A 21345-nucleotide genomic window follows, 5' to 3' on the forward strand; every position below is an offset into this window, starting at 1 on the left:
CTCAGCCCCCAACGGCGCGGAAGTGATCCCAGTAAGGATTGGCGAACAACAAAATCATGCTCACCACAAAGCAATAGATGGCGGTGGACTCCACCATCGCCAAGCCCACAAACAGCGTGCGGGTAATGGTGCGGGCCTCGTCCGGCTGCTGGGCGATGGCCGCTAGCGCCTGCGCCACCGCCCGTCCTTCCCCTAAAGCCGGGCCGATAGAGCCGATGGCGATCGTGATCCCGGCGGTAAAAATGGAGATCGCAGCGATCAGCGCGTCTTGGGTCATGCGGGGTCCTCCTGGTCAGCGACTTGTTTGAGCTTCTCCTCTTGGACGGCGCTGGCGGAAGCGATATACACCAGCGCCAGCACGGCGAAGATATAGGCCTGGATGAAGCCGGTCAACAACCCCAAAACTTGCATCAGCACCGGGAAGAAGAACGGCGCCAGCGCCAGCAGCACCGCGCCGATCACCGCCCCGCTCAGCAGATTGCCGTACAGGCGCACCGCCAACGCCAAGGTGCGGGAAAATTCCCCGATGACGTTGAACGGCAACATCCACGGTGTAGGCTTCAAATATTGGCGAAGATAAGCCTTCACCCCCACCGCCCGGATCCCGTACCAGGGCACGGCAAAGAACACACAGACGGCCAAGGCGGTGGTGGTGGACAAGGAGGCAGTCGGCGGCTCAAAACCCGGCACCACCGCCAGCAGGTTCGAGGTGGCGATAAACAGGAATAAGGTGCCGACGAAGGGCAGATGCTTGGCAGGGTCTTGATGGGTCACCTCTTGGATTTGGCCGGCGATCACTTCGATCAAGGCTTCCAGAAAATTCTGCCAAGGCCCCGGCCGCACCTCAGGTTTCAAGCGGCGCGTGGCCAGATAAGCGCCAAGCGCCAAAAGCAGCATCACCCCGAAGGTGAACACCAAGGTGGCGCTGAGTTTGAAATGTCCATACTGCCAATAAACGATCTGGTCAGGGTTGAAGCGCACGTCCCCTCCGAACCCCGTAGACCCACCCCAGCCGCGCCAGCAGGATTCCCATGAGCGCCAGCCCCAACCGCTTAAGATCCCCGGCCATGAGAAAATACAGCCCCGCCAAGGTTGTCCCAGCGCGCAATCCAAAGCTTGCGAGCATCCAGACCGCCGGATGGCGAGAAGCAGGCAGGCGCTTGACCGTCCACCACAGCCCGCCGTAGAACCACGTCCCCAGCCCCAACCCCCCGGCGAACGCCCACAGGAAATTAAGTCCCGCTTCGGTCATTGCGGCTCTCCCGCTGGATCCACTGCCAGGCGTAATAACAGCCCAAGCCCAAGCCTAAGAACAAAAACGTCAAGGTCCACGACGGCGGTCCTGGAAACTTGCGGTCCAACCACCCGCCGACGGCGATGCCGATCAGGGTCGGCACCGCCACCGCCCACCCCACTAGGCCCAACATCCCCAGGCCAAACCAAAGGCTGCGGCGGGCTTCGCGGTGTGCCTTGAGGCGGCGTTGGGCTTTTTTGTCCACCGCCTCGATCCATCTTTGCTTAGGAGGGGGATCGTTGGCGCCTGCGCTCATTTGAACACCTCGCGCAACTCGCCGTAGCGGCGTAAAATTCCGGCCTCCAACCGCGCCAGCGCGCTGCGGGTGGCGCGTTCGGTCTCGTTGAGCTTTAAGATTTCGGTCTGGACCTTCTCCCGCAAGCCGGCGATATCTTCTGCCAGCACCGCCTTATAGGTGGAGACCAAAACCTCGTCTTGGCGCTTGACCAAAATCCCCTCGTCCAAGGCCAGATACCAAGTCTTGCCGCTTTTTTCCACATAGCTTAGGATGCCCGGCACCAGCGCAGCGACGAAATCCACGTGACGCGGCTTTAAGCAAAAATGCCCTTCGCCGCCTTCGGCGATCAGCTTGACGATCTCCGCCTCGAGCAGCACCCGCTCAGGCAGCAGCACTTTCAAGCGCACGGTAAGCCTCGTCGACGGCGCCGATCAGGTACAGCGCCTGCTCGGGGACGTCTTTAAACTCGTCGTTCAAGATCCGCTCGCAACCCGCCAAGGTCTCCTCGAGCCCCACCGCGACCCCCGGGGTGCCGGTGAAGTGCTCGGTAGTGAAAAACGGTTGGGTGAGGAAACGCTCCAGCCGGCGCGCCCGGTTCACGGTCAGGCGGTCGGCCGGGGACAGCTCCTCCAGCCCCAGCATGGCGATGAGGTCCTTGAGTTCTTCGTATTCGGCCAGCACCCGCCGCACCTCGCGCGCGATCCGGTAGTGTCTGTGGCCGACCACCTGGGGATGGAGCAGTTTGGAGCTGGAAGCGAGCGGATCGACTGCCGGATATAGGCCCTGGGCGGCGCGCTGGCGCGACAGCACCACCGCGGCGGACAGATGAGCGAAGGTGGCGGCGGCCGCCGGATCGGTAAAATCGTCGGCAGGCACGTACACCGCCTGGATCGAGGTCATGCGGCCGTAGACGGTGGTGCAGATGCGCTCTTCGAGCTCTGCCAACTCCGTAGCCAAAGTCGGCTGATACCCTACCCGGGAAGGGATCCTGCCCATCAGGGCGGAGACTTCGGTCCCCGCCTGGATGAAGCGAAAAACGTTGTCGATCAAGAGCAAAACGTCCTTGCGGCAGTCGTCGCGGAAATACTCGGCGATCGTCAGCGCGCTGTGGCCGACCCGAAACCGCACCCCGGGCGACTCGTTCATCTGCCCAAACACCAATACCGCGTTTTCCAGCACCCCGCTCTCGGCCATGCTCCGGTACAATTCCTCGGCCTCGCGGCAGCGCTCGCCGATGCCGCAAAACACGCTCACCCCGCGATACTGGCGGAGCATGTTGTGGATCAGCTCGGTGACGATCACGGTCTTGCCCACCCCAGCGCCGCCGAACAGCCCCGCGGTGCCCCCGCGCTCCAAAGGGGCCAAAAGATCGATGACCTTGATCCCGGTGACGAACACTTCCGGCGTCGCCCGCCGCTGAGCCAGCGGCACCGCGGGCCGATGCACTGCCCGCCATCCGGCCGCCTCGATGTCTCCTAAGCCGTCTATGGGCTGGCCGAAGGCGTTTACCATTCGCCCGAGCAACTTCGATCCCACCGGCACTTGGATCGGCCCGCCGGTGTCGATCACCGGATCGCCGCGCTTTAGCCCTTGGGTATTGCCGAAGGCGATGCAACGGCAGATCGTACGGTCGAGGTGGGCGGCGACTTCCAAGGCGATTTCCCCAACCTTGAGGAGCTGACCCAGCGGCGGGGCGTTTTGCTCAAAGCGCACATCGACCACGCTGCCGCGCACTGCCGCCACGACCCCCGCTCTGGCTTCGGCTTTCTCGTGCGCTACAATAGGCACGTTGCAACCCATACCAAAAATGGCCTACGAGGAGGAATCATGTCCAGCGATCGTCTCATCCTGGCCGCAGGGGCCGCTTTCGCCCACGCCCTCTTGAGCCGGTTTTTCATTTCTTTCCTCAGCGAGATCACCTCCCGGCCGGAGATCGGCACCGCCTTGACCGCCGCCTTGCTCGCGCTCGTCAACTTCGCCCTGTTCGCTTTCGTGTTTATCATCTTAAAGCGCTTGCTCAACGAACGCTACCACCTCCGCGAGGCGGATTTGCCGATTTTGGCTCTGATCGGCCTCAACGGCCTGGCGGTGGGGCTGGCGCTGCTGCCTCTTTTGGGCTTCGGGCCGACTTTTGTCGGCCGGGCGTTCGCCGGGGCCGGGGTCGCCGTCGGCCTGGCCTGGTTGGCGCTGGCCTTCCAGCTCTTTAGGTTGCCTGCCGGCACGCTCGCCTTCCAAAGGCCTTACGCCTTGCTCATCGCCGCCGCCGGCATCGGCTTTGTTTCCGTTCGCTTGCTCACGCTCGGGGTGATCTTAGGAGCGGTCGCCGATCTGCTTCTGGGTACGATCCTGTTCAAGGAGAGCGGCAAACCGGCAGGCTTTTAGATCAAGCTCTGGGCAAGCCGCCAAAGCGCGCGCCAATCGACGCTCAATAGCGAACCCCCCGCGAGCAGCAAAAACAGCCCGCCGCTGATGCGGTGAAGAAAGCGGATCGGCAGGCGCTTGAGCAGCGTCCGCCCAAGGAGGACACCCAGCGCCGAAACCCCGCCCAGTCCCAAAGTCGCGCCGGTCCATACCACGGCGGGGGCAAACGCGGTGCTCAAGCCGGCCACCGCGATCTGCGTCTTGTCGCCGAATTCGGCCAGAAAAATCAGGGTGAAGGCGGTGAAAAACAGGCCGTGAGCGGTCCGCTCCACCGCCACCGGCTCTTCCTTCCACCCGGCGCGCAGGGCGTGGACGCCAAACCCCAAAAACAAGCCGGCCACCGCCAGCGCGACCAGGTCTTTAGGCAACCAAGCCGCGACCGCCGCGCCAAAGGCCACCGCCAGCCCGTTGAGCAAGGCAAACGCGAGCCAAACCCCCCAGAGCACCGGCCACGGGCGGTGGCGCGCCGCCAAGGTCATGCACACCAGCTGGGTCTTATCCCCCAGTTCGGCTGCCGCGATCACCGCCAGGCTGGTCGCCATCCCCAGCCAGGAACTTTGCCCCAAACTCCCGCTTTGCAGCGCCTCGAGCATCGCTTCAACCCAGGCTGGTCTCGAGCACCACCATCACCGCAAACCCGAGCAACACGCCAAACACCGCCACCCGCGAGCGCTCTTTGGCGTGAAACTCGGGAATGATCTCGTAGGCGATCACATACAGCATGGCGCCCGCCGCAAACCCCATCGCCAGCGGCAGCAGCGTTTCAAACACGGTGACCATGGTGACCCCAAGCAGCCCGCCGATCGGCTCCACCCCCCCCGAAAGCAAGGCGATCGCGACCGCCTTCCAAGGCTTGTAGCCGATCCCGACCAAAGGCAGCGCCACCGCCAGCCCTTCGGGAACGTTCTGCGCGCCGATGGCGATCGCCAGCAAGGTGCCGTTGGCAAAATCCCCACCGCCGAAACTCACCCCCACCGACAACCCTTCGGGGAAATTGTGCAGCGTGATCGCCGCGACGAACAGCCAGACCTTGCGCAGCGAAGCAGCCGCGTCCAGCTCGTCGGCGAACAGCTCGTGCGGAACGGCGCGCTCGGCCCAGTCCAAAAACCAGGCGCCCACTAGGATCCCGGCGACCACCACGTACACTCCAAAGCCCGGCCACAAGGCGTTGCCGTATTCCACCCCCGGCTCCACCAGCGAATAGGCGGTCGCCGCCAGCATGATCCCAGCCGCCATCCCCATCATGAAATTGACCGCGCGGAAGGAGATCTCGCGCAACAGCACCGCCGGCAGCGCGCCGAGCACCGTCGCCAGCCCCGCCAGCACGCTGGCCAAAAAGCCCACCACCACGGTCAGGCCAAAGATCCAGTACAGCCCGCCGAACACGAGGACTTGGGAGCCTAAAAACGCAAGCGCCGCGATACCGATCCGCTGCGCTCTAGGCAAGGCCCAGAAACGCCGATACCAAGTGCAGGCGTGCAGGCGCGCGCGCCAATCGAGCAGCCGCCGGTGAATATGGGTTTTGATCGCCGATCCGTTCATCCGCTCTTTCTCCCTCAATCGTAACGCAGCCGGATCCGCTCGGGACCCAGGTGCGCGGCCAAATTGTTGAGCAACTCGTCTTCCGGGCGGACGCGCCACGCCTCCCCGAGCCGGATCTGGGCGCAGGCCCTTTCTCCTCGATAGTCGATGTAGACCGGACACCGCCCGCCCCGATGCCGGCCCAGCAATTTATGCAAGACCGCAACCCCATTGGATCCCGCCGGCCATTGGATCCACAGCCCTTTGGCGAACTGCTCGCGCGCCTGCGCCACCGTGAACAGCTTTTCCGCCACCAGCCGCAAGCCGCCGCTGTATTCGTCGCGGACCAGACTACCCTCCACCACCCAGACCTGGTCCTTGGTCAAAGGGACCTGCGCTTTCTCTAAAACCTCTGGGAAGGCCGCGACTTCCAAGCGGCCGGCGCCGTCGTCCAAAAGCGCAAACGCCATTTTTTTGCCTTGCTTGCTCCGTCGGGTGCGCAGCTCCATCACCCAACCGCTTACGACGATCGCGGAAGACTTTTCTAAACGCTCGAGCGCGTTGAGCGGGGCCGTGGTAAAGCGCCCAACCTCCTCCCGCACGGCGTCGAACGGATGCCCGCTCAAGTACAGCCCCAGCACCGCCCGCTCCTCCTCCAAGAGCTGCGGCAAGGGCCAAGGTTCGGCTTCCACCGGATCCTCGTCGGCTGCATCAACGCGGCTTTCCGGCGCTTGGGCAAACAAATCGTTCTGGTTCCGGGAGCTGCGGAACTGTTCGGCAGCCTGCAAGGCTTTAGGCAAACACGCCAGGAGTTTTGCGCGGTGCTCCCCCAAGCCGTCCATCGCCCCGGCGCGGATCAGCGCTTCGATGGCGCGGCGGTTCACCCGCTCGCGATCGATCCGGCGGCAGAAATCGAACAGATCAAGAAACGGGCCGTGCCGTTCCCTCGCTTCGAGGATGGCCTCGATCGCGCTCTGTCCCACGCCTTTGACGGCGCCTAGGCCATACAAGATTTGCCGTTCATCAAGCGCAGTAAACCGAAACCCCGAACGCTGCACGTCGGGAGGCAGCAATTTAAGGCCCAGCGCTCGGCACTCGTCCACCAAACCCACGAGCTTGTCGGTGTGATCCATATCGGCCGACAGCACCGCCGCCATGAAAGCTGCCGGATAATGGGCTTTGAGCCAAGCGGTTTGATAGGCCACCCAGGCGTAGGCGGCGCTGTGCGATTTGTTGAAACCGTAGCCGGCAAACTTCTCCATCAGGTCGAAGATGTGCTGCGCCGTCGCTTCAGGAACGCCACGTTCCACCGCTCCCTGGACGAAGACCGCGCGTTGTTTGGCCATCTCCTCGGGCTTCTTTTTCCCCATCGCCCGCCGCAGCAGATCGGCGCGGCCCAAGGTGTAACCGGCCAGATCGCGGGCGATTTGCATCACCTGCTCCTGGTACAGGATCACCCCGTTGGTAGGAGCGAGAATCGGTTCGAGCAAGGGATGCGGGAAGCTTGCCTTGGTGCGGCCGTGCTTGACGTTGATGTAATCGTCCACCATCCCCGACTGCAAAGGGCCAGGGCGAAACAGCGCCACCAATGCGACGATGTCGTCAAAGCAATCGGGCTTGAGGCGCCGGATCAAGTCCTTCATGCCGCGCGATTCCAATTGAAACACCGCCGTGGTTTGGCAGCTTTGGAGCAACTTAAAAGTCGCCGGGTCGTCGCGTGGGATGCGGGCGATGTCGATGGGCGGAAGGCCTTCGGCGGCTAAGGAGCGGTTGATCGTCTCCACCGCCCAGTCGATGATGGTCAGAGTGCGCAGCCCTAAAAAATCGAACTTGACCAGCCCGACCGCTTCCACATCGTCCTTGTCGAACTGGGTGACCACGCCCTCTTCGCCCGGCTCGCAATACAGCGGGGTAAAATCGACCAGGGCGGACGGCGCGATCACTAGGCCGCCGGCGTGCTTGCCGGCGTTGCGCGCTATTCCTTCCAGCGAACGCGCCAGATCGATGAGAACCTGGACCTCTTCGTCCTGCTCGTAAAGGGCCTTAAGCTCTTCGCTCTGGGCGAGCGCCTTATCCAAGGTCATGCCCAGCTCGAAGGGAATCAGCTTGGCGAGCTTGTCGACAAAGCCGTAAGGATAGCCTAGCACCCTGCCTACGTCGCGCACCACCGCCTTGGCCGCCATGGTGCCGAAGGTGATGATCTGGGCGACTTTGTCGTGACCGTATTTGCGGGCCACGTATTCGATCACCTCGTCGCGCCGTTCCATGCAGAAATCCACATCGAAGTCGGGCATAGACACGCGTTCCGGATTCAGGAAGCGCTCGAACAGCAGATCGAAGGCGATGGGATCTAAGTCGGTGATCCCCAGCGCGTAGGCGACCAAAGAACCTGCCCCCGAACCGCGCCCCGGCCCCACCGGGATGCGGTTGGCCTTCGCCCATTGGATAAAGTCGGCCACGATCAGAAAATAGCCGCAAAACCCCATCCTGGCGATCACCTCAAGCTCCATTTCCAAGCGCTCGACGTACTTGGCCTCTTTCTCCCGCGGAATATCGCCGGCCTCGATCCGAGCGGCAAGGCCTTGTCTTGCCGTCTGGACAAGATACTGCTCTAAGGTCAACCCTTCGGGCACCGGAAATACCGGCAGATGCGGCTTGCCCAGTTCCAACGCCAAATTGCAGCGCTTGGCGATTTCCACCGTGTTGAGGAGCGCCTCCGGCAAATCGGCAAACAGCGCCCGCATTTCTTCCGGGCTTTTTAGGTATTGCTGGTCGCTGTAACGGCGCGGACGTTTGGGATCGTCTAAGGTCCACCCCTCGTGAATGCACACCCTAGCCTCATGGGCCTCGAAATCCTCGCGCTTCAAAAATCGCACATCGTTGGTCGCCACCACCGGCACGCCCAACTCCGCCGCCAAATCCAGCGCTCCCTCCAAGTATTCCTCCTCGTGCGCCCGACCGGTGCGCTGGAGCTCTAGGAAAAACCGGTTTTCCGGGAACCGCCTCAGCCAGCGCTCAAGCGCCGCCCGGGCGCTCGAGCGCTGATCGGCCAGAAGAAGCCTGCCGATTTCTCCCTCGCGCGCTCCCGACAAAGCGATCAACCCCGAAGAAGCCGCGCCGATCCACTCGGCCGTAACGCAAGGCCGGCCAAAGCGCTGGCCTTCCACATAAGCGCGCGAGAGCAGCGCGGTCAAATTGCGATAACCGCTTAAGTTTTGGACGAGTACGGTAAGGCGGTCGGGAAGTTTGGGATTTTCCGGGTTGACCACCCACAGGTCGGCGCCGGCGATAGGCTTGATGCCGCGCTGCAGCGCGGCTTTATAAAACTTGATCAGAGCGAAAAGATTGGCCTGGTCGGTCAAGGCCACCGCCGGCATTTTCAGCTCCCGGCAGCGCGCGAGCAAAGGCCCGATCTGGATCAGCCCGTCGCTCAAAGAATACTCGCTGTGGACGCGCAGGTGGACAAATCCAAAATCCATGGCTAAAGCCGTCGCGATACCGCCTGCACCGGCCGGAAGGAAAACCGATGCCAAGGAGAAGGCCCTAGAAGCTCAAGGCGGTTTAGATGCACCAAAGTAGGATAACCCTTGTGGCAGGCAATCTCGTACCCAGGGCTGAAAGCTTCCAGAACCGCCATTTCTTGATCCCTTACCACCTTGGCGAGGATAGAAGCGGCTGCGATCTCAGGACGGCTCCCATCGCCGCCGACGATCGCCTCCGTAGGCCAGGGCAGGTTTGGGGCGTGGGGGCCGTCCACCCGTACCCGGCTTGGCTGGATAGGAAGACCGAACACCGCCCGCCGCATTGCCAACAGCGAGGCCTGGAGGATATTGAGCCGGTCGATCTCAGACGGCTCAGCCCGCCCTAGGGAAAAGGCTTTGGCCTTGAGTCGAATCTCCCCCGCCAAGCGCCGCCGCTCTTTAGGTCCAAGGCGCTTGGAATCAGTAAGACCCTCGATTGGCCGCTCGGGATCTAAGATCACTGCGGCTGCGATGACCGCCCCGACCAGACAACCGCGCCCGACCTCGTCCACCCCGGCGATCCATTCAGGCATCGGCCTCCCGTGCAGCGCACATGATCTCGGCGCCGGCGACGAATTCTCCATCCACTAGAGCCTCGCCGGTAAACGCCCAAATGTTGCGCTTGTGGCGCAAATACTGGACCTCAAGGCGCAGCTGGTCGCCGGGCACGACCGGCCGTTTGAAGCGGACCTTATCGAGACCCACCAGGTAGTAGATAAAGTCCTTTGCCAGGATTTCTTGGGGCGCGCTCTCGGAGGCCAAAAGCCCGGTCGCCTGCGCCAAAGCCTCGATGATCAACACGCCGGGCATAATCGGCTGGCCCGGGAAATGGCCCTGGAAAAAAGGCTCGTTGTAGGAGACGTTTTTGATCGCCACCAAGCGCTTTCCAGGTTCGCATTCGATGACCTTGTCCACCAGCAAGAAAGGGTAGCGGTGGGGCAGGTAATGCATGATTTTGCGAATGTTCAAACGCTTTTCCTTATGTTGGTTTCAACCCCTAAGGCGCGCGATCACTTCGACGAAGCCTGCAAACGTTGCTTGACCTTTTCGGTCACATCGACCCGGTCGCTGGCGTAAACCACACCATCGGTCAACAGCAGATCATACTCCTCGTCTTTGGCCAAGGCCTTGATCGCCTCGAAGATGTCGCGCTGGAGCTTGCCCAGCTCCTCGTTGCGGCGGATGTTGAAATCTTCCCTAAACTCGTCCTGAGCTCGCTTCAACTCGCGCTGTTTATTTAATATCTCGCGTTCCAACTTGTTCCGCTCCGCGTCGCTCATGACCGCCGCGTCGCGGTTGAGCTTTTCCTGGAGCTTTTCCAATTCCTTTTGTTGATTGACGAGCCGCTTATCGCGCGGGGCAAATTCTTGTTCCAGCCGCTTTCTTGCAGCCTCCGCCTGGGGCGATTCCTGCAACACTTGCGCGACGTTGACAAACCCGATTTTGATTTCCTTGGCCAAGGCCACGCTTGCGCTCAGAAGCAAACTCAGGACGGCCCAAAGTAAAAGTTTTCGGTTCATTCGGAACATTCTCCTTAAAGTTACTTATATCAAAACCCCGCACCAAAAGAAAACTGGAATACCTGCTCGTCGTCCCGGCTTTTGGCGTTCAACGCTTTGGCCAAGCTCACCTCCAACGGACCAAAGGGAGAAAGCCACTGGGCGGAAACTCCGGTGGAATAGCGCAGATCCCCAAGCTGCAGCCGATCTTCAAAGACGTTGCCGGCATCGAAAAACACCCCCAGGCGAAAGGCGGATTTGAGCTCCTCGTCCAGGAAAGGCACGGGAAAGAACAGATCGGCTCCTCCCACCAACTTGACCGCCCCGCCAAAAGGATTGTTGCGCGAGTCGCGCGGACCTAGAGTATTTTGCCTGAATCCTCGCACCGACTGAACCCCTCCGGCAAAGAAGTGCTCGAAAAACGGCAACTTCTTGGTATCGCCGTAGCCGTCGCCATAGGCGAAATTCCCCCGCAAGCCAAAGACCAAATCCCTGGCCCAAGGGAAAAAATACTGCCCTTGGTATTGGACCTTGTAGTACTGCAGTTTGCCGAAGGGCATCGAGCTTAGAAGCGACACCGACTGGCGACCGCCACGCGAGGGAAACACCGCCCGGTCGCGGGTGTCTCGGATCCAACTGAAAGACACCGTCACCACGCTGTAGTCTTTACCGTGATCTTTGATGAAATCGAAAATTTCCTGCGCGGTCCTGCCGGTGGTCTTGAGGGTGGTCTGGTTGAAATCGAGGTTGGCCGACAACCGGTCAAATTCACCGATTGGAATCCCCCCGCTCAAACCGGCAGCCAAGGTGTTGGTGGTGTAGCTCGTGATGTTGGCGGCGGCAGCGTCGGTGCTGCGATAGCTGGCGTCGAACCCGGCGCTGATCCCATCCAGGGTAAAATAAGGGTTCAGGTAAGCCAACCGGTACACGGTGAACACCTGGCTGTTGTTGAACTCAAACGTGACTTGTTTTCCGGTTCCCAAGAAATTGGTCTGGGACACGCTGGCGTTGAAGATCAGTCCCTGAACCTGGGAGAATCCGATCCCGGCGCTCAAGTTTCCGGAAGGGCGCTCGGTGACGGTATAGTTGAGGTCGATCTGATCGAGGGTGCCGGGCACGGTGGGCGTCTCGACGTTGACCTCCTTGAAATACCCCAACCGTTCCAAGCGGTTCTTGGACTGTTCAATCTTGGAAGTGGCCGCACGCGCCGCCTCCATCTGGCGCAGCTCGCGCCGGATTACTTGGTCTTGGGTGCGGGAATTGCCTTTGACGTTGATGCGGCGGACGTACACCGATTTGCCTGGATCGACGAAGAAGGTCAGTTTAACGGTTTTTTGCGCGTCGTCGATTTCGGGCACCATGTTGACGTTGGCGAAAATATAGCCTTCATCTCCTAAGCGGGTGCTGATCGCGTTCATCGACTCGGTAGCGCGCTTGCCCGAAAACACCTCCCCTGGACCAAGCTGGACCAATGGCACCAGTTCCTCGGGCGGGACGATCAACTTGCCGGTCAGCTTGACTTCCTCCACGCGATAGACCTCGCCTTCCTTGACGTTCACCGTGATGTAAATGTCTTTTTTGTCGGGCGTGATGGCCACCTGGGTGGATTCGATCTCAAACCGCAGGTACCCGCGATCCAGGTAGAACGACTTGAGCCGCTCCAAGTCGGCGGTGAGCTTTTGTTTTGTGTACTGATCGTTTTTGGTATAGAACGACAACCAAGTAGTCGTCCCCAATTCGAAGACTTTAAGCAAAGTCTTGTCGTCGAAGGCGCGGTTGCCGACGATGTTGATCTGTTTGATCTTGGCGACCTTGCCTTCGGCGATCTCGATCAAGATCGCGACCTGATTGCCGCGGATCGGCGTCGCCTCGGTCTTGACTTCGACCCCGTACTTGCCGCGGCTGTAATATTGACGCTTGAGCTCGCTCTCGACCTTTTCCAGCATCCTGCGGTTAAAAAGCTGGCCTTCGGCCAAACCTACGCTTTTTAAGCCTTTAAGCAGATCTTCGGTCTTGATGTCGCGGTTGCCCTGAATCCTGATCGCCGCGATCGCCGGCCTTTCCACGACCTCGACGACCAACACCCTGCCCTCGCGATACAGGCGCGCGTCTTGGAAAAATCCGGTCTTGAACAAAGCCCTTAGCGCTTCGGCGGCAAGGCGCTCATCGATGCGGTCGCCGGGTTTGATGGGGAAATAGTTGAACACCGTGCCCACCGTTACGCGCTCCAAACCGCGCACTTGGACGTCTTCGACCACAAACGGCTCCCACGCCCAAGCCGTGCCCATCCAAAACAAAGCCAAAAAGATAAGGGCTTTTATCCAACCCCGCCCGGCGAGTGGATCGGCCAACGCAACCGAATTCACTGGAATGGCTTACTCTTTGACTCGCTTTTCCAGCTGCTCGAGGCTGATGTGGCGCACATCCTTGCCTTTGACGTAGAAGATGAGGTATTCGCAGATGTTGCAACTGCGATCTCCGATGCGCTCGAGCGAACGCGCCGACCACATCACGTCCAAGGCGATCGGGATATTGCGCGGGTCTTCCATCATGTAGGTGATCTGCTGGCGGACGATGCTCTCGTATTCACGGTCGACCGACTTGTCTTCTTCGACGATCTTGATGGCCAAGTCCACGTCCATCCGCGCAAACGCGTCCAAAGCCTCATGGAGCATCAATTTGGCCTGAGCCGCCAGCTGGTCCAGCTCGCTCAACTGGTTTTTGCGCGGATAACGCGTCGTAAGATCGATCGCCAAACGCGCGATCCGGCGCGCTTCGTCGCCGATCCGCTCCAGATCGGCGATCATTTTGATGACCGCCAGCACCAACCGCAGATCGCGCGCCGCCGGCTGGCGCCGGGCGAGGATCTGGGTGCATTTTTCGTCGATCTCCACTTCCATGGAGTTGACTTTGTAGTCGTTGGCGATCACCTCCTCTGCCAAGCTCACGTCGTTTTCGAGCAAGGATTTGACCGCATCGGCCACCTGCGCCTCCACCACCCCCCCCATCACCAACACCCGGTGGCGAATGTCTTCCAGCTCCTGCTCGTACTGCTTGGAGATGTGATGATGCACGACTTCTTCCGGCATAAACGCCCCCCTTTAGGGCCTTAAGGTTTTGCCCATTGTATGCGGTTTGCCACCAATACTCAATCAGAGGGAATCGAGCAGCGCCTTGGCGCGCTCTCGTTCGGCAAACTGAGGATGTTCTTTGAGCAAGCGCTGCAAGGTTTGTCTTGCTTCGTCGCGATTGCCCGATTGCACCAACGCCTCGGCCAAATGCAGGCGAATGGCCGGCAAATGAGGCGCCCGCACCGACGCCTCGCGCAGCAAAGTCACCCCCTCTTTGAGCTTGCCGTGCTGGCTGAAGATCCAGCCGACCGTATCCAGCATCTCCGGATGCTCCTTGGCCTTTTCCAGCAACTGCTCGGCCAGCGCCAAAGCCTTAGGATCGCCGCGCTCCTGGTACAGCCAGGCCAGATTGTTGAGGACCAAGAGATTGCTCGGTTCTAGGGCTTGAGCTTTCTCGTAGGCGGTGATCGCACGCTCGCGTGCGCCGTCGGCCTGATACCCCATGGCCAGTAGCAACCACCCGGCCGCGTCCTGCGGCGAGCGGTTGAGCCAGCTCTCTAAGACTTCATTCGCTTTGGCGCTCTCCCCGAGCTGGCGGTACAGTTGATACAGGCGCTGTGCGGTCAGCGAAGATCCTGCAAGATCGTGGGCGGCGCGATAGGCGGCCAGAGCCGGCTCGTATTGCCGCTGCTGCAAATAAGCCTCCCCTTCCCAAACGTAGCCGGCCGGCTCTTTGGGAAGGAGCTCTTTGAGCTTGCGAGCGGCGGCCAACGCCTCTTCATAGCGTTTTTGCCGCAGCAGCAGGCGGATCCGTTCGCTCGCCGCAGGCAAGAAATCCGGCTTGGAGGCCAAAGCGGCGTCAAAGGCCTTGAGCGCAGCCTCCTCGTTGCCGCTCGATGCGTGCGCCAGACCCAACAGATAACGGCCGGTCGGATCCTCCGGCGCGCGATCGACCCCTTTTTGCAAGGTGGCCACCGCGCTGGCCGCTTCGCCGGCGGCGAGCTGCGCTTGCCCTAAAATCTGCAACACGCGCCCATCGTCCGGGTATTGCTCCGCCACCGCGCGCATCGTTTCCAACGCCTTGAGCGCCTCTCCCTGAGCTAGGCGGTAGCGGGCGAGCATCAGCGCCGGCTCCAGCGCCTCGGGATGATGGCGGCGCGCTTCCTCCAAATGGCGCGCCATTGCCTCGTAGTCTTTACGCGCCTCGGCGAGCTGCGCCAGGCCGATCCAAGCCGCGGTATGTCCGGGATTTATCTTCAGCACCGTTTGATAATAGCGCTCGGCCTGCGCCGGCTCGCCTTGGCGAAATTTGAGCTTGGCCAGGTTCAAAGCCGCGGTGACGTAATCGGGGTGTTTTTGCAAGGTCTCCTGCCACTTCGCTTCGGCCTTTGCCGTCTCGCCTTTGGCCAGATAAACGGCAGCGATCAGGTTGCTGGGCATGGGATTGTCCGGCATTTTTTGCGCGAGCTTAAAGGCGACTTTCAGCGCCTGGTCGTACTCTTTGCGCTCGAGGTGGGTGAGCACCAACAAAACGTCCGCCTGGACCAGCTTGGGGTCTTGGGCAACTGCTTGCTCCAACTGAGCGACGGCGGCTCCCAAATCGCCCCCAGCGATCTGGCCCAGCGCCAACTGGGCACGAATCGCCGCCACCTCAGGGGCCAGGCGCGTCGCCTCGGTCAACAGCTCGGTGCCCTGATCGAACTGGCGGTTCTGCAGATACGCGCTGCCCAAAAGCGCTAGAAACTGCGGGTCTTGCGCGAGCTTTTCCCGATACGGCGCAAGCAGCTCGATCGCCTTCTGGGGCTGGCCCTGCTTGAGCTTGACCGCCGCCATAAGCTTTACCAAAGGCGGGTGGTCAGGCATCTGCCGATGCACCGCGGCAAGATACTCTTCCGCAAGCCCCAGCTCGTTCTTGCGATAGGCGATCACCCCCAAGAGCAGGCGGCTGGGCAGGTGGCCTGGAGCGGCGCCGACCACTTTTAACAAAGCCTCCTCGGCGGCCTCGAGCTTATTTTCCTGAAACTCCAACAACCCTTTGAGATAAAGCACCAGCGGCAAATCGCCGGCCAGCTTTTGCGCTTGCTCGAGGTCCTGGCGCGCCGCCTCCCTCTGGTTCTGGGCGAGCCGGACCGCGGCCCGCCCGGTCAACGCGCGGACGTCTTTGGGGTTGCGCTTTAAGACCTCAGAAAAAGCTTCCTGCGCCCCGGCGAAATCGCCTTGGAGGCGACGCGCCTCGGCCGCCACCAGCCAAGCCTCAAGATGGTCGGGGTTGCTTTTAAGGACGCGTTCGGCTTCTTGCGCCGCCGCCTGCGGCTGTTTTTCCAAAAGCGCCAGGCGCGCAAGGCCAAGATGCCCCTCGGCGTGGTCGGGAGCCAGCCGGAGCGCCTCCTCAAACGCCTGACGGGCGGCTTCGCGCTCACCCAACCCAAGTTGCGCCGTGCCCCGCAAGGCGGTGATCTCCGCTTGCAGCTCTGGCGCCCAGGACGGTTGCACTTGAACCTCGGCGAGCAGTTTCTTGGCCTGGCCGGTAAGCAGATACGCTCTCGCCAGCGGCGCCGCCAAACGCTCCAGCGCTATGCCTAGCTCCTTGGCCTTCTCCAACTCCTTGACCGCGCCGGCCCCTTCTCCCAAGCGCAGATAGGCCTCTCCCAACAGCCGCCGGCCTTCGGCGTGGTTTGGGTTCTCCTTGAGTAGGTTCTTCAACTCGATCGCCGCCGCTTTGACCTCGCCCTGCGCCAGATACCGCTTGGCCTCCTCAAGATAACGCTCCGAGCCAAAGCCCCCCCCACTGCTCAAAACCAGCAAAATCGGCAAGATTTGCTTAAAGCGCATAAACTCAAGCTCCTAAACTTTCAAATCGAATTTGGCCAACAAAGCGTATAGCGTGGGACGGGTGACGTCGAGGATTTCCGCCGCTTTGGAAATGCTGCCTCCGGCCTCGCTCAAAGCCCGGCACAAGGCTTCCCGCTCGGCCAGCTCGCGGGCTTCGCGCAAAGTCAAGATACGCCGTTCTTGCCCGGCCTCCGGCAGCTTGAGGTCGACAACGTCGATCTTAGGCCCGCGCGCCAAGGCAACGGCGGTCTTGACCCGCCCTTGCAGCTCGCGCACGTTGCCCGGCCAAGGGTAAGCCTCCATGGCGGCCAGCGCCGCCTCGGTGAAATCGAGCAGGTTGCGCTTCATCTCTAAGGTGTAGCGGTGCAAGAAGGCGCGCGCGAGGACCGGGATGTCCTCCTTGCGCTCGCGCAACGGCGGCAGCTCGATGCTCGCCTCGTTGAGGCGAAAGTAAAGGTCCTGGCGGAAGCGGCCCTCGGCGATCAGCCGCTCGAGGTTTTGATGGGTGGCGCAGACCACCCGCACGTCCACCGGGATTTCCCGGCGCCCGCCGACGCGCTCGATTACCCGCTCCTGCAGGAAACGCAACAGTTTAGGCTGAAGCGCGAGGGGCATGTCGCCGATTTCGTCTAAGAACAAGGTGCCGCCTTGGGCCAGTTCAATCTTGCCCTTGGTCTGCTTGACGGCGTCGGTAAACGCCCCCTTCTCGTAGCCGAACAGCTCCGCCTCCAAAAGATTGTCCGGGATCGCGGCGGCATTGATCGCCACGAACGGCCCCTGTCCCCGAGGACTTAGCCGGTGCAGAGCGCGCGCCATGACTTCCTTGCCGGTACCGCTCTCGCCCAAGAACAGAACGCTCAAATTGGTAGGAGCGAGTTGCTCGACCAGCCGGCAGATCCTGTGCATCTCCGCGCTGGCGGCGATCACCCCGTCCAATGGGAAATGAACGTTAAGGCGCGCCAGCTTGCGGTTTTCCTCCTCTAGGGCAAATAGGCGAAAGGCGCGCTCCACGATCAAGCCGAGTAGGTCGGCCTCGATCGGCTTGGAGTAAAAGTCGTAGGCCCCTGCGCCGATGGCGCGCACGGCGTTGGCGCGGTCGTCGTTGCCGGTGATGACGATCACCTTGGTGGCAGGCGCCAGCTTTAAAATCGCCTCTAGGGCCGCAAAGCCTTCCGATACCCCGCCCGGATCGGGCGGCAGACCCAAATCCAAGGTCACCACACCAGGGGCGGCCTTTTTGACGATCGCGAGCGCCGCTTCGCGATCCTCGGCGGTGGCAACCGCATAGCGATCGGCAAAGTGCCACTTGAGCTGATTCCTAAGACCCGGATCGTCCTCGACGATCAACAAGGTCTTGACTGCGTTAGGCTCTCCCGTCAAACCGCCACCTCCGCACTCACTTGATCCACAGCCAAAGGAAGGATGAAACAAAATCGGCTCCCTTTCCCCGGCGCGCTCTGGACCAACAAATCCCCGCCCAGGGCGCGCACGTATTCTCGGCTTTCGTAAGCGCCTATCCCGATGCCGCTCAAACCTTTGGTGGTCTCAAACGGCTTGAACAGGCGCTTGTGGATGAATTCGGCGTCCATTCCCGGACCGTTGTCTTCCACTTCAACTATAGCCTGCCGCTCCCTCAAGTCCAAGGTTACTTTTACCCAACCGTGCCGGCCGGCGGCCTCTTGCGCGTTCTGGACAATGTGCTCGAGCGCCGAAGCCAAACGCGAGGCTTCCGCCAACACCGGAACTTCCGCCGTCACCCGGCATTCCAGCCTAGGTCTTGGCAGCTGGCCGGCGCGGGCGGCGATTACTTCTTGCAGTAAGGCGCGCAGATCGATTCGGGTCGCGTGCTGCTGCGCCCCCAAGTTCTTGAGCTGAGTGAGCAGGCGGTTCATCTTACCGACCGCGTGCTCGACGGTGGCCATCGCATCGCGCACGAATTCAGGATTGGCGGCGTGTTTGTCGGCGTTGCGCACCACCAAGGAAAGCTGCGCGACCAGGTTCTTGAGGTCGTGGACCACGAACGCCGCCAAGCGGTTGAAGCCCTCGAACTGGCGCGCCTCCAGCAGGCGATTGGCGGTTTCTTCCACCACCAGGAAACTCGCCGCCTGCCGGCCGGCGGTCTTGAGCACGTCGAGCACCTCCCAATTGCACTCGATGTTCGCCCGCGGGCGGGTCAACAGCACCACCCCCCATAGAGTCTCCCCATAAAGCAGCGGCACCAAGAGCCACGCTTCGCGATAGTCCTGCAACCAGCAGGGCCAGTCAAGACCGTCGTACACCTCGGGCAAGCGGCTCAGTTCCTTGAGGTTGACCACCCATCTGCGGCGCTGCATCAATTCGATCACCGGCTCGTCCGCCTCGAGCGCCTCCTGCCTAAACTTGGGTTCTCCCCATTCCGCCGCGTGCAAAAAGCGCCCCGAGGGGGAGCGCACCCAGAGTATCCCGGAAGGGCTCTCCACCAGCCCGGCCAAGGCCCGGATCACGCGCTCCCCTAAGGGTGATCCGTCCTCGGCCTGGGATAAGATCTGGGTGATTCTGAGCCACTCTTTGCGGTAATCGTAGCGGTAGTTGAAAAAATGTTTGTTCAGAAACACCCTAAGGCGCGCCCGCACGGAGCCGGAAAACAACAGAACCAAAAGCAAGACCCCGGCCCCGACCAGGAAAGCGATCTGAAAGACCTCGCCCCACTGGCCGCCGTACAGCCGGATGTAGTAACCCGCCCCGGCCATGACCAGAAGATACAGCCCCGCTCCCAACACCGCCGCCGAATGGAACACGACCTCCCGGGAGACGAACACCCCTACCGACCAGTCCGGATTGCGCGCCGCCGTCACCGCCAAAAGCGGCACCCAAAGGCTCGCCACCAATCCCCTGGCCGCCCACAGGCTAGGGTCGATGCGCTTGAACAACAAAGCCTCGGAATAGAGGTAAAACGCATACGCGTACATTCCGCCAAGCGCCAGGCACAGAAACTTAAGATACCAGCGCCGGTCGGGCCGCGTATTCCGATACACCTGCTCCACCAGGACCAGGCCGGCCAGGGCAAGCGTAAGCTGGCCAAGAAGCGGCGCTTCGGTGAGCTGCCACCTCGCGGCCAGCCAGGGGGTCAGCCACGGCTGCACCAGCAGCCCACCCCAAAGCCCCAGGCCACCGTATTGGGCCAAACGCGAAGGCCGTCTGGCGCGCCACTCCGCCGGCAACAGCCGCCACAAAAACAGCAGCCAGCTCCCGGCGTACAGGGTTTCCAGCGACCAAACCGTCGCCGCCGGCAAAGCCCTAAAGGCCAACTGCCAAGCATTGACCCCCGCCCACAGCGCGGTCAAGCCGGCCGCCAAAAGCAACAATCCCCCCTGCACGCGGCCCCGCCAGCAGGTGGCTAAGATAAGGGTTAAAAACGCATAGGCGGCAGCGGCAATCGCATAGCTGACCGCGCCGATGAAATCGTTCATGTCAGCGCGCCCCCTTGCCCCACAACACCACTTCCACGGTCTGGAGCAAAATCAAAAAATCCAAAAACAGGCTGTAGTTTTTGACGTAATACAAATCGTATTGCAGCTTTTCGAGCGTGTCCTGTTCGCTCTCGGCGTATTGGTAGCGCACCTGGGCCCAGCCGGTGATCCCGGGTTTGACCCGGTGGCGCTCGGCGTAATAGGGGATGGTTTCAGCGAACTTTTCGACGAACTCGGGCCGTTCCGGACGCGGGCCGACGAAGCTCATATCGCCTTTCAATACATTCCACAGCTGCGGCAGCTCGTCGATCCTCGTCTTGCGGATGAATCTCCCTACCCGGGTCACCCGCTCGTCGTTGGGCCTGGCCATCAACGCCCCGCCTTTTTCCGCATCCGGGCGCATGCTGCGGAACTTAACCACTTGGAATAGTTGCCAATCGGCCCCTACCCGCGTCTGCCGGTAAAAAATCGGCCATTTTCCTCGGCTCTCGATCCAGAGCGCCAAAGCGGTCGCCAGCATCACCGGCCAGGTCACGGCCAGTAAGCCAAGGCTTGCAGCGATGTCAAACAAGCGCTTTAGAACCAAGCTGCTATGCATTTTGAAGCCGTCGGAAAACACCAGCCAGCTTGGATGCAAACAATCGATTTTGACGATCCCAAGCTCGCGCTCGAAGAAAGTCAACAGGTCCACCACCTCGATCCCCTGCATCTTGCAGTCCAAAATTTCATCCACCGGCAATCCCCCGCGGCGGTCGTCGGGGGCGACCACGATTTCGTCGATATCCTCACGCTCGGCCAATTCCCGCAAGGGGACGTTCATTTCGATCAGCCGCTCGCCGTCGATCTGACACGCCTCGCCGCCCATGCGCACAAACCCCACCAAATTCAGATTCGCAGGCAGCCTCTGGCTACAATCTAAGATGCGGCGGGCAAGCTCTCCGGCCCCGAGCACCAAGACCCGGCGCTTGAGGCGGGCGCTGTCTACGAACCGGCAAAACAGCAGGCGCACGCCCAAGAGCGCAAGCAGCGAGAACAAGACGGCAAATCCGAAGATCCCACGGCCTACGAACAAATCCGGGAACGCATAGAAGATCAAGCTCATTCCCACCGTGGCGAATATAAAGCTTAAGCTCAGGCGCAGCACCAGCTCAGCCATCCCCCAGCGGTGGGCCGCGCGCTGGTACAACCCCAAAGCGGCGTTTAAGATCACCCCCGTGAAAGCAAACAGCAAAGCAGTGATCCACCAATCGGACTCTGCCTGCCAACCGTCGGCGCGCAAAAAACGCAGGTGCGCGCCGATGAAGATCGCCGCCGAAAGCACAACCATCTCTACGGCCATCAGCCCCAGATACACAGTGGACACGTAGTGGCGGAAAATCCGGATCACGGCCTAACCTCTTCTCGTTAAGAAAGCTGCCCTTGAGCTTTTCATGCTAGCAAAAAAGCTCAGGGTAAAAAGCGCTAAGCGAATTTAAATTTAGCCGCAAATTGAGCTATGC

Annotated in this window: 19 protein-coding genes; 1 reads left to right on the plus strand and 18 read right to left on the minus strand. The window is 61.2% G+C overall.

What is annotated here, in order from left to right; all coding sequences use genetic code 11:
- Position 1: 1 nt before the first annotated feature.
- The 6 genes from ACYQ3M_RS00460 to atpD are packed head-to-tail and all read right to left on the minus strand — an operon-like array spanning position 2 to position 3320.
- A complete protein-coding gene (locus ACYQ3M_RS00460; RefSeq protein WP_460034078.1) occupies positions 2-277 on the minus strand; it encodes a F0F1 ATP synthase subunit C in 276 nt (91 codons plus the stop codon).
- Positions 274-981: a F0F1 ATP synthase subunit A gene (locus ACYQ3M_RS00465; RefSeq protein ID WP_460034079.1), complete on the minus strand. Its 708-nt coding sequence runs from the start codon at positions 979-981 to the stop codon at positions 274-276. The genes ACYQ3M_RS00460 and ACYQ3M_RS00465 overlap by 4 nt, the downstream gene beginning before the upstream one ends.
- Positions 965-1252 (minus strand): N-ATPase subunit AtpR, encoded by a 288-nt coding sequence (locus tag ACYQ3M_RS00470; protein ID WP_460034080.1) that lies wholly within the window; start codon positions 1250-1252, stop codon positions 965-967. Before ACYQ3M_RS00470 ends, ACYQ3M_RS00465 begins: the two co-directional genes overlap by 17 nt.
- Positions 1233-1550: an AtpZ/AtpI family protein gene (locus tag ACYQ3M_RS00475; protein WP_460034081.1), complete on the minus strand. Its 318-nt coding sequence runs from the start codon at positions 1548-1550 to the stop codon at positions 1233-1235. The genes ACYQ3M_RS00470 and ACYQ3M_RS00475 overlap by 20 nt, the downstream gene beginning before the upstream one ends.
- Positions 1547-1939, minus strand: a complete 393-nt coding sequence (locus ACYQ3M_RS00480) for a F0F1 ATP synthase subunit epsilon (RefSeq protein WP_460034082.1) — start codon at positions 1937-1939, stop codon at positions 1547-1549. Before ACYQ3M_RS00480 ends, ACYQ3M_RS00475 begins: the two co-directional genes overlap by 4 nt.
- Positions 1914-3320 (minus strand): F0F1 ATP synthase subunit beta, encoded by a 1407-nt coding sequence (atpD, locus tag ACYQ3M_RS00485; RefSeq protein ID WP_460034083.1) that lies wholly within the window; start codon positions 3318-3320, stop codon positions 1914-1916. Before atpD ends, ACYQ3M_RS00480 begins: the two co-directional genes overlap by 26 nt.
- A gap of 39 nt (positions 3321-3359) precedes the next feature.
- On the opposite strand from atpD, the gene ACYQ3M_RS00490 reads away from it, so the two are divergent.
- A complete protein-coding gene (locus tag ACYQ3M_RS00490) occupies positions 3360-3914 on the plus strand; it encodes a hypothetical protein (RefSeq protein ID WP_460034084.1) in 555 nt (184 codons plus the stop codon).
- Here the strand turns inward: ACYQ3M_RS00490 and ACYQ3M_RS00495 are convergent.
- The 12 genes from ACYQ3M_RS00495 to ACYQ3M_RS00550 all read right to left on the minus strand — a co-directional run bounded on the left by ACYQ3M_RS00495 (position 3911) and on the right by ACYQ3M_RS00550 (position 21233).
- Complete coding sequence (locus ACYQ3M_RS00495; RefSeq protein ID WP_460034085.1) at positions 3911-4546, minus strand: TMEM165/GDT1 family protein; 636 nt, start codon at positions 4544-4546, stop codon at positions 3911-3913. The genes ACYQ3M_RS00490 and ACYQ3M_RS00495 overlap by 4 nt on opposite strands.
- Positions 4547-4550: 4 nt before the next feature.
- Positions 4551-5495 carry a ZIP family metal transporter gene (locus ACYQ3M_RS00500; RefSeq protein WP_460034086.1) on the minus strand — a complete coding sequence of 315 codons (945 nt, stop codon included), beginning with the start codon at positions 5493-5495 and terminating at the stop codon, positions 4551-4553.
- A gap of 14 nt (positions 5496-5509) precedes the next feature.
- Entirely contained in the window at positions 5510-8953 is a 3444-nt protein-coding gene (gene dnaE / locus ACYQ3M_RS00505; RefSeq protein ID WP_460034087.1) for a DNA polymerase III subunit alpha, read from the minus strand.
- Between the two features lie 2 nt (positions 8954-8955).
- Positions 8956-9528, minus strand: coding sequence for a ribonuclease HII (rnhB, locus tag ACYQ3M_RS00510; protein WP_460034088.1), 573 nt, complete (start codon positions 9526-9528; stop codon positions 8956-8958).
- On the minus strand, positions 9521-9964 hold the full coding sequence (fabZ, locus tag ACYQ3M_RS00515) for a 3-hydroxyacyl-ACP dehydratase FabZ (protein WP_460034089.1): 444 nt from the start codon (positions 9962-9964) through the stop codon (positions 9521-9523). The genes rnhB and fabZ overlap by 8 nt, the downstream gene beginning before the upstream one ends.
- A 41-nt stretch (positions 9965-10005) precedes the next feature.
- On the minus strand, positions 10006-10515 hold the full coding sequence (locus ACYQ3M_RS00520) for an OmpH/Skp family outer membrane protein (protein ID WP_460034090.1): 510 nt from the start codon (positions 10513-10515) through the stop codon (positions 10006-10008).
- A 29-nt stretch (positions 10516-10544) separates the two neighbouring features.
- Entirely contained in the window at positions 10545-12782 is a 2238-nt protein-coding gene (gene bamA, locus ACYQ3M_RS00525; RefSeq protein ID WP_460034339.1) for an outer membrane protein assembly factor BamA, read from the minus strand.
- Between the two features lie 87 nt (positions 12783-12869).
- Positions 12870-13583, minus strand: coding sequence for a phosphate signaling complex protein PhoU (phoU, locus tag ACYQ3M_RS00530; protein WP_460034091.1), 714 nt, complete (start codon positions 13581-13583; stop codon positions 12870-12872).
- Positions 13584-13646: 63 nt separating this feature from the next.
- On the minus strand, positions 13647-16397 hold the full coding sequence (prsT, locus tag ACYQ3M_RS00535) for an XrtA/PEP-CTERM system TPR-repeat protein PrsT (RefSeq protein ID WP_460034092.1): 2751 nt from the start codon (positions 16395-16397) through the stop codon (positions 13647-13649).
- Positions 16398-16409: 12 nt separating this feature from the next.
- Positions 16410-17777, minus strand: coding sequence for a PEP-CTERM-box response regulator transcription factor (gene prsR, locus ACYQ3M_RS00540; protein ID WP_460034093.1), 1368 nt, complete (start codon positions 17775-17777; stop codon positions 16410-16412).
- Complete coding sequence (gene prsK / locus ACYQ3M_RS00545; RefSeq protein WP_460034094.1) at positions 17774-19846, minus strand: XrtA/PEP-CTERM system histidine kinase PrsK; 2073 nt, start codon at positions 19844-19846, stop codon at positions 17774-17776. Before prsK ends, prsR begins: the two co-directional genes overlap by 4 nt.
- Position 19847: 1 nt before the next feature.
- A complete protein-coding gene (locus tag ACYQ3M_RS00550) occupies positions 19848-21233 on the minus strand; it encodes a TIGR03013 family XrtA/PEP-CTERM system glycosyltransferase (RefSeq protein ID WP_460034095.1) in 1386 nt (461 codons plus the stop codon).
- Positions 21234-21345 lie beyond the last annotated feature (112 nt).

It is taken from the genome of Methylothermus subterraneus, assembly GCF_054656915.1.